We start from the raw sequence: 13,313 nt of genomic DNA on the forward strand, positions 1-13,313 counted from the left end.
GCCGTGAACGCCTACTACATACCCGCGCTGGCCCTGTGGGCCGGCCTCGGAGTGAAACTGCCGGACCTGATCCGAACCTGGCGCGACCCCCTGGTCCGTTCGGTCTGCTGGGTGATCTTCCTCGGAGGCGCCGGATTCCTCTTCGCCGCCCCGCCCACGGTCGCCGCCGTGAACAGAGCGAGCGGCATCCCGAACCTCGCGGCCCCGCTGGACTACGTCATCGTCAGCGCCTACAGCGCCGCCTGCCTGCTGCTGATCCTTCACTGGCGCGGCGGGCCGGCCGACCATGTACGTCGCCTCGCCCGGCGCTGGCAGATCGGGTACAGCGTCCTGATCACCTTGATCATCGTCCTCTTCGTGGCCGGGGACGCCCCCGTCGAGCGCCGTACGGATCTCGACACCTACTACGCCACCACGCCCTGGATCGGGCAGATGATCGCGCTGTACCTGCTCGGTCACATCACCGCGGCGGTGGCCACCACGGCGCTGTGCCGGCGCTGGGCGCTGGAGGTGCGCGGATGGCTGCGGGCCGGGCTGTGGCTCCTCGTGGCCGGATGGCTGCTGAACCTGTCCTTCAGCACCCTGAAGCTGACCGCGGTGGCGGCGCGGTGGGCCGGCGGGGACTGGGACGTGCTGAGCACCCGCCTGGCGCCCGGCATGGCGAGCCTGGCCGCCACCGTCGCCACCGTCGGCTTCACGGTGCCGCTGTTCGGGCCGCGGCTGGGCCTGCTCTGGCATACCGCGGCGACCTGGCGGCGGCTCGGCCCGCTGTGGCACGAACTCGGCGGCGCCTCCCCCGGGAGCCCGCTCGCCGCTCCGATCCCCTGGTATTCGTCGTACGCCGTGCGGCTCACCCGGCGCGAGGCCGGCATCCAGGACGGGCTGAACCTTCTTCGCCCGTATCTCGACGACCGGATCCGGGCCCGGGCGCAGTCGGCGGCCCGGTCCGCGGGACACGGCGACGAGGACGCCTCCCGCATCGGCCTCGCCGCGATGATCGCCGCCGCCGTTCGGGTCCACCCCGACGGCGCGCCTGCCGAGACCGCCGTACTCGACCACTCCGCGGGCCTCATGGCGCGCGCCACCTTGATGGGCGTGGCGCAGGCGTTGCGTACGTCCCCCATTGTCGCTGCCGCCCGCGCGGCCGCGGTGGCCGCCGCGGCCCCCGCTGACGAAAGAACCCCGTCATGAGCCCGCACGGCGTGCCCCCGCGCCGGCCCGTCCCGCCACAGGACACGTCAAGGCGGGCCACGGCGCCCTTTCCGCCGTCCGATCGACCGGTCCCACGTACATCTCCGGAAGGCAGGCAGGCCCAGTGGACAGCGGCATCGTCTTCTACATACCCGGCGCCCTTCTCCTGGTCACCGCGGGACTGAAGCTGTCGGCGGGTACGGGCCTGTGGCGGGATTCCCTCGTCGCGCCGAGCAACGCGATCCTGCTGGTCGGCTCCGCCGTGTGCGTTCTGTCCGCCCCGCCCACGATCCGGTACGTCAATGACGCGACCGGCGTCGCCAACTTCAGCGCCCCGCTGGTGTACGCCGGCATGACGGCGCTCAGCGCGAGCTACCTCGTCCTCATGATCCGGTGGAAGGGCGGACGCCCTGAGACGCAACAGCGCGCCGCCCGGCTCGTACTGGGCGTCTACGCACTGGTCATCGCGGGAATCTGGGTCCTGTTCGGCCTGGCCGAGGTCCCCGTGGAACGGACCCAGGACCTGGACACGTACTACGCCAACACGCCCTGCATGCGGGAAATGATCGTGCTGTACATGGTCGCGCACACGGCCGCCACCATCGCTCTCGCCGTCATGAGCGTGAGCTGGCTGCGAGAGGTGCGGGGCGTGACCCGCGTCGGTCTGCTCCTGCTCGTCGTCGGCCTGACGTTCGACGCGGGCTACCAGATCGCCAAGTACACGGCCATGGCCGCCCGCTGGAACGGCGTGGACTGGGATCTCCTCTCCACCGACGTGTCCCCGCCGCTCGTCATGCTCGCCGGCGTCACCACCGCCGCCGGCTTCGCCGTCCCCCGGGTGGGGCCGCCGGCGGTCGACAATCTGCGCGCGTGGAAGCGCTACCGGCTCCTGAAGCCCCTCTGGGCGGAGCTGCGGACGCTGCGCGCGCCGACCGAGGGGATCATCCGATGGTGGGATCCGCCTGTCGTGCGCCTGGCGCGCCAGGAGATCGCCATCTGGGACGGCGTTCTGGTCTGCGCGCCCTATCTCGATGACCACGTGCGCACGACCGCGTACGCCGAGGCCGAGGCGTCACTCGCCGCCGACGGTACCCCCGGAGTCCGATCACCGCACCAGGCCGCGGTGGTGGCCGAGGCGGCCATGCTGGCCGCGGCCCGTGTACAGGTCCTGCACGACGGCCGCGCGGAGGTACCGGCGAGAGCGGGAACCCTGGAGTCCATTTCCCCACCGCAACGGATGGTTCTGCTGTCGCGCGCGCTGTCCTCGTCCCCGATCGTCGCCCGAGCACGACGGCAGGCCGCCGCCCGTACGGCCGCCGGCCGTGACGGAGACTCCCGCTCCCCGCAACAGAAAAGAGTGCACCCTATGTCGTCGTCTGCCAGAACTGCCTCCCGCCGTACCGCGGTGGTCATCGGAGGGGGTATGACGGGCATGCTCGCCGCGGCCGTGCTCGCCGACTTCGCAGACGTCCGGATCATCGAACGCGATGTGCTGCCCGACGGCCCGCACCCCCGCAAGGGACTGCCGCAGGCCCGCCATGCCCACGTGCTCTGGTCCGGCGGCGTGAAAGCCCTCGACGACCTCCTGCCCGGCATCGTCGACCAACTCGTCGACCAAGGCGCCCACACACCGCGCATCATGACCGACCTGGTGTCCAAGGCCCCCTCGGGGCAGTGGTTCCGCAGATTCACCCACGCCCGCCACACCAACCTCCTGTGCAGCCGTGACCTCCTCGACGCGGTGATCCGCACCAGGGTTCTGCGGGATCATCGCGTCACCCTCCTCCAGCAGACCGAACTGCTCGCCCTGCTGGGCGACGGGGACCGGGTGACCGGTGTCCGTGTACGCGCGGAGGAGTCCGAAACATCCATCCCTGCCGACCTGGTGATCGACGCGAGCGGTCGCGCCAGCCGCGCCCCGGTCTGGCTGCGGGAACTCGGACTTCCTCCGGTCCACGAGCGCATGGTCGACGCCGGTATCGGCTACGCCAGCAGGATCTACCGCGCACCCGGCAGCGCGGCGGACGGTTTTCCCATCGTCAACGTCCAGGCCGATCCCCGCCGGATCCCCGGCCGCGGCGGCATCATCGCCCCCATAGAGGGCGGCCGATGGCTCGTGACGCTCTCCGGATCCCGCGGCGGGCAACCCAGCAGCGACAACGACGAGTTCATGCCCTTCGCCCTGAGCCTGCCGCACCCCGTCATCGGCGAACTGCTGGCGAACGCCGAACCCGAGAGCGACGTCGTCACCACCCGTAGTACCGCCAACAAGCGGCGGTACTACGAGAAGGCCGCCCGCTGGCCCGACGGCTTCATCGTGCTCGGAGACGCCGTCGCAGGCTACAACCCCGTCTACGGCCACGGACTGAGCGCCGCCGCGCAGAGCGTGATCGCCCTGCGTCACGTCCTGCGGCAACAGGACCTCGGCGCACCCGGCACCGCCCGGCGCGTCCAGAAGGCCGCGGCCCGGCCGGTCGAGAACGCCTGGAGCCTGGCCGTGGGCCAGGACGTGTTCTACCCGGACGCCGGCGACCAGCCGCCCACCCGGCTCGAACGAACCCTCGCCGCCTTCGTGGACAAGGCCGTCGACGCCGGCTCGCGCAACCCCCGCGCCCTGCGCATCCTCCTGGACGTGATGAGCATGGAGAAGCCGCCCGCCCGACTGCTCATGCCCGACATGCTCGCGCTGGTCTTCCTCGGCCGGAAGACGCCGCCCCTGGAAGGTCCGCCGCTGGCACAGCACGAGCGCGAAGCCACTTCGTGAGGTGTCGGCCGATCCCTGCGCGGGTTCGCCCGCGCAGGTGCCGACCGGCCCAGGTGGCCGTCAGGAACCGGCGGCGAGCCACGGCATCGGGTCGGTGTACGTTCCGTCGAGGAGTACCTCGAAGTGAAGGTGTGGGCCGGTCGACAGGCCGGTCGAGCCGACGAGACCGATGACCGTTCCGGCGTCCACGCTCTGGCCCGAGGTGACCTGAAGGGCCGACAGGTGGTTGTACGTGGTCTCCAGCCGTTTCCCGCCGATGGTGCCGTGATCGATCACGATGCGGTTGCCGTAGGCCTTGGTCATCGCCGCGAACACGACCTGTCCCTGCCGTGCGGCGGATATCGGGGCCCCCTGGGGCGCCGCGAAGTCGACGCCCGTGTGCAGCTTGGTCACACCGGTGAGCGGGTGCTGGCGTGTGCCGAAGGGTGAGGTGACCACGAGAGAGGTGAGCGGCGGCGCCAGCACCGCGCTCGCCGCCCCGCTGCCGGAACTCCCGCTCTCCACCCGGTCGTACGTCTTGTAGCGCGGCAACAGCGCCTTGACCGCGGTGACGTAGGTCCGTGCCTTCGGGGGGACGTGCCCTGCCCGGGTCACCTCGTCCGTGCCCACCGTGTAGGCGGCGAGGATGAGGTCGAGGGGCTCTCCGGTGACCGTGCCGTGGGTTTTGAGACGGGTGACCTTCTTGGCGAGAGCGCAGTCCTCGCGGGCGAGCGCCACGATGGCGTCCACCGGGTCGCGGGGCGAGGACCGCTTGTTGCCGTCCTCGTCCTTGCCCCAGGTCCGCCACTGCGCGTCGGTGAACCCCGCGATCCCCGTCTCGCCCGAGAGCGTGGCGAAGTCGGTGTCCCAGCTGGAACGTTGTTCGATCTGCGCCGCGAGGACGGACGGCTTCAGGACCGTGCACGTCTTGGCCGCCGCACGCAGCCAAGGGACGTAGGCGTCCTCGACGTGCTCGGCGACCGCGCCGTCCGCGACCACCGCGCTGTTCGTACTCGGGTCCGGCGACAGAAGAGTGGTCAGCCGGCCCGTCGCCGTCATGAACACGGCGAACCCCACGACGGCGGTCAGCCCCGGCAGGACCAGCAGCGTGAACGGGCCGGGGCGGCGTCTGCGCCGGGTGCGCGCTGCCCCGGGCTCGGGTGGCGACTCGGGGGTCCTGATACTCACCAGGGGACGCTAGCGTCTCGTCCGCCGGACTTCAGCAGGAGCAGAGGCAAGGTCACGTGCCCGTTCGGGCACACCGCGGCGGGCCACGAGACCCACCGCGGCGCTCATGCGGTCCTTGCTCGGCCCGGAGCGAGCGCGTCGATCCACTCGCGCACGGCCCGGGCCGTCGTCGGGGCGTTCTCCTCCAGCACACCGAGATGGCTGCCGGGAGCGTCCACCGTGTCGTGGGGGAGCGGCCAGGACGACCGCCACCGTGACGGCATGTCCGGCAGTGGCTCGCAGGCGCGCACCAACAGGGTGGGAACCCTCGTGGGTTGAGGGTCCCAGCCGCGGAACATACGGGTGTACGCGCCCAGCGCCAGCAAGGTCAGATCGTCCACCGCGCTGTCGAACCGCTCGCCGACGGCCGCGGGGATCCGGGCGGGCATCGCCAGCAGCCAGGGCTCGGCTTCCCGATCGGGGGTGACGTGGTACGAGTCCACCAGCACGAGTCCGGCCGGGGGCGCGCCGTCGGCCGCCAGCCGGGCGGTGACCGCGTGGGCGGCCGAACCGCCCATGGAGTGGCCCACGACGACGTAGGGGCGATCGCCCAGGTGCCGCCGGACGGTCGCGGCGTGCAGTTCGGCCAGCGTCTCCAGGTCCCGCGCCACGGCGACTCCGGTGTCGACGCCGGGGTGGCGCAGTTCGAAGACGTCCCGCTCGCCCTCGAAGGGGCCGGCGAGCCCCGCGTACCAGGGCCGACCGAGGTGGGTGGCGAAGCCGGGAACGCAGACGAGTGCCGGACCGTCCGACCCCGAGGCCAGCCGCAGCGGCGGTATCGCGTGCCGGGCACCCTCGTCGTGGCCGAAGGTGGGTGCGGCGAGGGACGCGCTCACGAGGAGGTGCATCGCGGAGACGACGTCGCCCGCTTCGCAGACCTGCCGATAGAGGGTCGGCAGCGACCTGCCGGTTTCGCGTCGGCGTTCAACCGTCGGGACGTCGGGGCGGGGTTCATGACGCCGATCGCCGTCCGGCGGCCCGGCGGCAGCGGCATCGTCGGCCAGGGCGCCGCTCAGCTCGGCGTACAGGTGACCCGCGAGCTGCTCGGCGCTCGGCCAGTCGTACGCGACGGTGGCCGCCAGCGGGATCCCGGCGAGCAGGCTCAGCCGGTTGCGCAGCAGGACGCTCATCAGCGAGTCGAGACCCAGTTCCGGGAAGTCACGGTCGACGGCTTCTACCTGCGTATGACCGAGCACCGTGGCGACCTCGGCGCGGACCAGTTCCACCAGGGCGGGCGCCCGCTCGGACGGCGGCAGTGCCGCGAGGCGCTCCCGCCAGGCCCCGGCGACGCCGTCCGGCTCCGTCACCTCGCTCGCCATCCCGTTCGCCGCCGCGGGTGAGGCCGTCGGCCGGGCAGGGCGCAGCAGCCCTCGCAGCGGCGGCGGAACGGGTGTCCCGGCGGGCAGCGCTGCCGGCGAGCGGTCCAGCGGCAGCGGTGCGAGGACCGGCTCGCGGCCGCCGAGTGCGGCGTCGAACAGTGCCAGCGCCTGTTCCGGGGAGACCGCGCGCACCGCCCCACCGTGCACCCGGCCCGCGCGCGCCGCCATCCCGTCGTCGTCGGCCCAAGGACCCCAGGCCAGGGACAGCGCGGGGAGGCCGAGGGCGGTGCGGTGACGGGCGAGTGCGTCCAGGAAGGAGTTCGCCGCCGCGTAGTTGGCCTGACCGGGATTGCCCAGCAGTCCGGCGGCCGAGGAGAACAGTACGAACTGCGACAGCGGCAGATCCTTCGTGAGCTCGTGCAGATGCCAGGCCGCGTCGGCCTTCGGCCGCAGTACGGCCGCCAGCCGCTCGGGGGTCATCGCCTCCAGCACGCCGTCGTCCAGGACCCCGGCCGTGTGCACCACGGTGGTGAGGTCGGGTCCGAACTCCTTGATGAGGGAGGTCAGTTGATTTCGCTCGGTGATGTCGCAGGCCATCAGGTCCACCCGTGCCCCCGCTCCTTCGAGCTCGGAGCGCAGCGCCGGCGCCCCCGGCGCCCGCTCTCCCCGTCGGCTGACGAGTACGAGATGCCGTACGCCGTGCCGATCGACCAGATGCCGGGCTAGCAGCGCGCCCAGGGAGCCGGTGCCGCCGGTGATCAGGACGGTGCCCCGGCCGAGGGAGCCGTCCACCGTCGCCCCGGAAGTGGCCGCGAGCCGAGGGATACTCAGCAAGCCGTCCCTGATGGCCAGTTGGGGCTCGTTCATGCCGAGGGCGGCAGGCAGCAGCCGTAGCGACTCGGGCCGGCCGTCCACATCCACGAGGGTGAGGCGACCGGGGTACTCGGCCTGCGCGGCCCGCAGCAACCCCCAGACCGTCGCGGCGGGCAGGTCCGGCGCCGCATCGGCGGCGCCACGCGTGACCACGGCCAGCCGCCCGGAACCGGCGAGCCGCGCACGCAGCGGATCCAGTGCCCGTACGGTCAGCGCGTGTGCCGCGGCGGCGGGGTCGGTCCCCTCGTCGGCGCGGGCGGACAAGGACACCACGACCACCTCCGCAGTGTCCGCGGCCCCGGAGGCCGGGGCCCGCCGCGGCAGGAACGCGGCCAGCCCCAGGTCGTCGGGTTCCTCCACCGCGACGGCGGGTCCTTCGCCGACAGCCGGAACGCCGGTCCACCGCAGCCTGTACAGCTCTCCGACCGGAGCGACGCCCGCCTTCGGCACCGGTCGGGTCGTCATCGACTCCAGCCGGGCCACGGGCGCACCCGAGGGCGTGGCGAGGTCGAGGCCGACCGTGTCCGGGCCGGTGTTCCTGATGCGTACGCGCAGCGCCGTGGCCCCGGTCGCGTGCAGTGTCAGGCCCTGCCAGGCGAACGGGAGCCGGGCCGGTCCGGAGGGCGGCTCGGCAAGCAGTCCCGCGTGCAGGGCGGCGTCCAGCAGCGCCGGGTGGAGGATGTGACGCCGGGCCTCCGGGAGCGACACCGGGCCGACTTCGGCGAACAACTCCTCGCCTCGCCGCCACAGGGCCGTGACGCCCCGGAACGCCGGCCCGTACGCGAGACCGGTGGCGGCCAGCCGTTCGTAGGCACCGGTGAGATCCACGGGGGTGGCACCCGGCGGTGGCCACGCGTCGAGCGAGGCCGGGCGCTCCAGGACACCCGCAACCGCCGGTCCGAGCCGACCGGTCGCATGGTGCGTCCAGGCGCCGAGCGCACCGGACTCCTCCGGCCGCGCGTACACGTCCGCCGTGCGCCGTCCGGCGCCGTCCGGGTCTCCCAGCGCCACCTGGACCTGGATCCCCTCGTCGTCGGCGGCGGGGAGGAACAGCGGGGTGAGAAGGGCGAGATCCTCCAGTACGGTGACACCGCACGCGTCACCGGCATGGAGCACCAGGTCGGCGAACGCGGCCCCGGGCACCAGGGTATGGCCACCCACGGCATGGTCGCGCAGCCACGGCTGGGCCGCGCCGGACAGCCGGCCACCGCACAGCACACGCTCCGTGCCCGGCACGGTGACCGTCTGGGTGAGCAACGGATGGCCCGAACCGGTCGGCGCGTCGGTGGCGGGCTCGGACAGCCAGTAGCGCTGCCGCTGGAAGGGATAGGTCGGCAGGTCGACCCGCCGGGCGCCGCTGTCCGCGTAGACCCGGCGCCAGTCCACCGGCACACCGTGGACATGGAGTCGACCGAGCGCGTCGAACAGCGTCCGCGGCTCCGGAGCGCCCCGCCGGGCGGCGGCCGTGAACAGCGGGTCCCTGCCGCCCTCGGCCAGAGCCGTCATGGCCTGGGCCGTGAGGTGCGCGTCCGGCCCGATCTCGGTGAACGCGGTCACCCGCCCGTCGTACGCAAGCCAGCACAGGGCGTCCCCGAACCGCACGGCCTCGCGGGCGTGCCGTACCCAGTACTCGGCCGACCGCAGCTCGTCTCCGGCGGCCGGGAGTCCCGTCAGCCCCGACAGCACCGGAATGCGGGCCGGGCCGTACGTCAGTCCACCGACGACATGGCCGAATTCGGCGAGCATCGGGTCCATCAGCGGGGAGTGGAAGGCATGGCTGACCCGCAGCCGGACCGTACGGCGCCCGAGGGCGGCGAAGCGCCGGGCGAGCGCGAGGACGGGTTGCTCCACGCCGGAGACCACGACCGCGCGGGGGCCGTTCACGGCAGCGATCGCGGTCCCGTCGGTCAGCTCGCGGGTCACCTCCACCTCGGTGGCGTCGAGCGCCACCATGGCGCCGCCCGCAGGCAGCTCCCGCATCAACCGACCCCGGGCCGCGACCAGTTCGACGGCGTCCCGCTCCGACAGGATGCCCGCGGCGTGCGCCGCCGCCGCCTCGCCGATCGAGTGTCCGGCCAGGAAGTCCGGCCGTACGCCCCAGGACTCCAGGAGTCGGAAGGCGGACACCTCGAAGGTGAACAGGGCCGCCTGGGTGAAGTCCGTACGGTCCAGCAGCGCGCTCGCGGCGGCGTCCCAGAGCACCGAGCGCAACGGGTGTTCCAAGTGCGCGTCGAAGCGGTCGCACAAGGCGTTGAAGCTGTCGGCGAAGACCGGGAAGGCCTCGCACAACTCCCTTCCCATCCCTGAACGTTGGGCTCCCTGGCCGGTGAACAGCAGGGCCGACCGGCCGGCGGAGTCCGCCGGCCGGGACGTGGCGGTCTCCGCCAGGGCGTCCAGGGCGCTCAGCGTCCCCGCGCGGTCGTCGGCGGCGACGGAGGCTCGGTGGGGCAGTGCGGCCCGGGCGGTGGCATGGGTGAACGCCACGTCGACCAGGGCGAGTTCGGGACGCTCCCGGAGTACGGCCGCGGTCCGTGCGGCCTGCGTCCGCAGCGCGGCCGAATTCGCGCCGGAGAGGAGCAGCGGCGGTGTCGCCGCGCCGCGACGGGAGGGTGCCGCGGCGACCGTACCCGCCTCGGCCTCCTCAAGGATCACGTGCGCGTTGGTCCCGCCGATGCCGAACGCCGACACCGCGGCCCGTCGGGGCCGCCCGGGCACGGGGGGCCACGCCTCGTCCCGGGTCAGCAGCCGTACGGCGCCCGACGACCAGTCCACCCGTGGTGACGGCTCGTCGGCGTGCAGCGTGCGCGGGAGCCGTTCGTGGTGCATCGCCAGTACGGTCTTGATGACACCGCCCACCCCGGCCGCCGCCTGGGTGTGCCCGAGATTGGACTTCAACGAGCCCAGCCAAAGCGGTCGTTGGGCGGCCCGGTGCTGCCCGTACGTGGCCAGCAGAGCATGGGCCTCGATCGGATCGCCGAGTGCGGTGCCCGTGCCGTGCGCCTCCACCGAGTCCACGTCCGCCGCGGACAGTCCCGCGTCGGCGAGGGCCGCGTGGATCACCCGTTGCTGCGCGGGCCCGTTGGGGGCGGTCAGCCCGTTGGACGCGCCGTCGGAGTTGACGGCCGAGCCGCGCAGCACGGCCAGGACCGGATGACCGTTGCGCCGCGCGTCGGACAGCCGCTCCAGCAGAACCAGCCCCACGCCCTCGCCCCAGGCGGTGCCGTCGGCCGCCGCGGAGAAGGGTTTGCAGCGCCCGTCCGGTGCCAGCCCGCGCAGCCTGCTGAACGCGATGAACGGACCGGGCGAGGCCATGACCGTGACCCCGCCCGCGACGGCCAGCGAGCACTCGCCGTCGCGCAGGGACCGTACGGCCGTGTGCATCGCCACCAGCGACGACGAACACGCGGTGTCCACCGTCACGGCGGGCCCGCGCAGCCCCAGCGTGTAGGCGATCCGGCCGGAGGCGACGCTGCCCGCCGAACCGAGGGCGAGATGCGCCTCCAGTTCGTGTCCGCCGCGCTGCAGGAGGCGGCGCCCGTAGTCGGCGTGCATCACGCCGACGAAGACACCGGTGTCGCTGCCGCGCAGCTCCGACGGGTCGAGGCCCGCCCGTTCCAGCAGCTCCCAGCCGGTCTCCAGCAGCAGCCGTTGCTGCGGATCGGTGGCCAGCGCCTCGCGCGGCGACATGTGGAAGAAGGCCGCGTCGAAGTCGGCCGCCCGGTGCAGGAAGCCGCCCCTGCGGGTGAGGGAGGTGCCGGGCCGGTCGGGGTCGGGATCGTACAGGTCGGCCGTGTTCCAGCCACGGTCGGTGGGGAAGTCCGAGGTCGCGTCGGTGCCGTCCGCGACGAGCCGCCACAGATCCTCCGGGGACTCCACGTCCCCCGGGTAGCGGCATGCCATGGCCACGACGGCGATGGGCTCCCCGGGCTCGACGCGGGGTCCGCCGCCGGACGTGCGCGCGGCGGCGGGCCTGCGGTCGCCGTGCAGTGCGTCGCGCACCAGGACCCTCGCGGCGGCCGGCGTGGGATGGTCGAACACCAGCGTCGCCGGCAGATCGAGACCGGTCGCCGTGCCCAGCCGGTCGCGCAACAGCACACCGCCGAGCGAGGTGAGTCCCTGTGCCGTGAAGGGCAGTTCGGGATCGAGCGACTGCGCGGGGACGTCGAGCGTGCGGGCGGTCTCGTCGAGCACCAGGTCCAGTACGGCGTCGGACGCGGCCGTCAGCCGCGCACGCAGCGCCGAGGACGCGGCCGCACGTTCGGCGGCGAGCCGCTCCGTCAACTGCTCGGCGAGCGCCGACCGGACGATCTTGCCGGAGGGCGTGCGGGGGATCGCGGGGGTGGGGTAGATCTCGTCCGGCACCTTGAACCCGGACAGCCGCTCCCGGCAGTCGGCGAGCGCCCGCGCCGTGTCGAACCCGTCCGGTCCCGGGACGACGAAGGCGACCGGCACCTCGCCCAGCACGTCGTGCCGCCGGCCGACGACAGCGGCGTCGGCGATGTCGGCACGGGCCAGCAGTACCTGTTCGACCTCGGACGGATTGATGTTCTCCCCGCCCCGGATGATGAGTTCCTTGACCCGGCCGGTGACATGGAGATGGCCGTTCGCGCCGAGCCGGCCCAGGTCCCCCGTGCGGTACCAACCGTCGGAGAACGCCTTCGCGGTGGCGTCCGGACGGTTGTGATAGCCCGTCATCAGTCCGGGGCCGCGGACCCAGATCTCCCCGTCAGCCCCGTCGGTGACCTCGGAACCGGTGGACGGATCAGTCAGCCGCACCGAGAGCCCCGGCAGCGGAGGCCCGCTGGAGGCGTCGTCACGGGGTCCGTCGAGCCACTGGACCGCGATCTTCCCGCAGGTCTCCGTGGAGCCGTAGCCGTCGAGCAGGGGAGCGCCGAGGACACGGCCGACCTCCGCTTTCAGCTCAGGAGGACAGGGGGCGCCCCCGGTGACACACAGGCGCAGTGACGAGGACACCGGGGCCGCCGTCTCCCGCAGCGACTCCAGCAGGAGGCGGTACGTGGCGGGCACCCCGGCCAGAACGGTGACGGGCTCGGCGGCCAGCGCCTGGGCGACGCTCGCACCCGGGGCGAGGAGGCGTGCGCTCGCACCGACCGCGATCACTCCCATGAGGCACAGCGAGTGCGCGAAGGCGTGGAACATGGGCAGGGGCCACAGCAGTCGGTCCTCCTCCCGCAGTCCGTGCGCCGGCACGTAGGCAGCCGCCACCGACCACAGGGCGGCACGCTGGGTGGAGACCACGCCCTTGCTCTCCCCGGTCGTGCCCGAGGTGTAGAGAATCCACGCCGGATCGTCGAGACCGAGGTCGTCCCGGGGCGCCACACCAGGATCCGTCCCGGCCAGGTCCTCGAAGGCGAGCGCGTCGGCGGGCGGGTCCTCGAAGGCGAGCGCGTCGGCGGGCGGGTCCTCGAAGGCGAGCGCGTCGGCGGGCCGGTCGCCCGGGCCGACGACGGCCACCCGTAACTCGGGCCGCACGGCGGCCAGTCGGGCGACCCGGGGGGCGAGCGACTCCTCGGTGATCACCAGGATCGCGCCACTGTCGTCGAGGAAATGCCCCACCTCCTCGGCCGACGCACCGGGGTTCAACAGCACGCCGATGGCCCCGGCCCGCAGCACCCCGAGAAAGCTCTCCACGAGTTCCACCCGATTGCCCAGATGGATCGCGACCCGCTCCCCGCGCCGCACCCCGAGCCGCGCCAGATGCCCCGCCAGCCGGCCGGTGCGCTCCTCCAACTCCCGGTAGGTGACGGCGCGGCGGCCGTCCACATAGGCGGTCCTGCCTCCCCGCCGAGCCGCATGCTCCTTCAGCGTGCCGGTCAACACCCGCACCAACTCGCCCTGGAACTCGGCCATTTCCCACCCCTACGACTTCGACCGCAGACCACTCGCCGTAACCGTACGTCAGCCGAAGTCCCGTTCAGCGGCGCTGCAACCCGGCGGCG

General features: G+C 73.1%; 4 protein-coding genes. 2 read left to right on the plus strand and 2 right to left on the minus strand.

Translation table 11 applies throughout. The features are described from left to right. The first annotated feature begins 3 nt into the window (after positions 1-3). Positions 4-1,191 (plus strand): MAB_1171c family putative transporter, encoded by a 1,188-nt coding sequence (locus AAFF41_RS46175; RefSeq protein ID WP_319750386.1) that lies wholly within the window; start codon positions 4-6, stop codon positions 1,189-1,191. A gap of 124 nt (positions 1,192-1,315) precedes the next feature. After that, positions 1,316-3,955: an FAD-dependent oxidoreductase gene (locus AAFF41_RS46180; protein WP_319750385.1), complete on the plus strand. Its 2,640-nt coding sequence runs from the start codon at positions 1,316-1,318 to the stop codon at positions 3,953-3,955. A gap of 60 nt (positions 3,956-4,015) precedes the next feature. On the opposite strand, the gene AAFF41_RS46185 is transcribed toward AAFF41_RS46180, so the two are convergent. Further along, positions 4,016-5,116, minus strand: coding sequence for a M23 family metallopeptidase (locus AAFF41_RS46185; RefSeq protein ID WP_425526268.1), 1,101 nt, complete (start codon positions 5,114-5,116; stop codon positions 4,016-4,018). 110 nt (positions 5,117-5,226) lie between these two features. Continuing rightward, positions 5,227-13,224: an SDR family NAD(P)-dependent oxidoreductase gene (locus AAFF41_RS46190; RefSeq protein WP_343325958.1), complete on the minus strand. Its 7,998-nt coding sequence runs from the start codon at positions 13,222-13,224 to the stop codon at positions 5,227-5,229. Positions 13,225-13,313 lie beyond the last annotated feature (89 nt).

Origin of the sequence: Streptomyces mirabilis (genome assembly GCF_039503195.1) — a bacterium.
In the GTDB taxonomy this organism is placed as follows: Bacteria; Actinomycetota; Actinomycetes; order Streptomycetales; family Streptomycetaceae; genus Streptomyces; species Streptomyces mirabilis_D.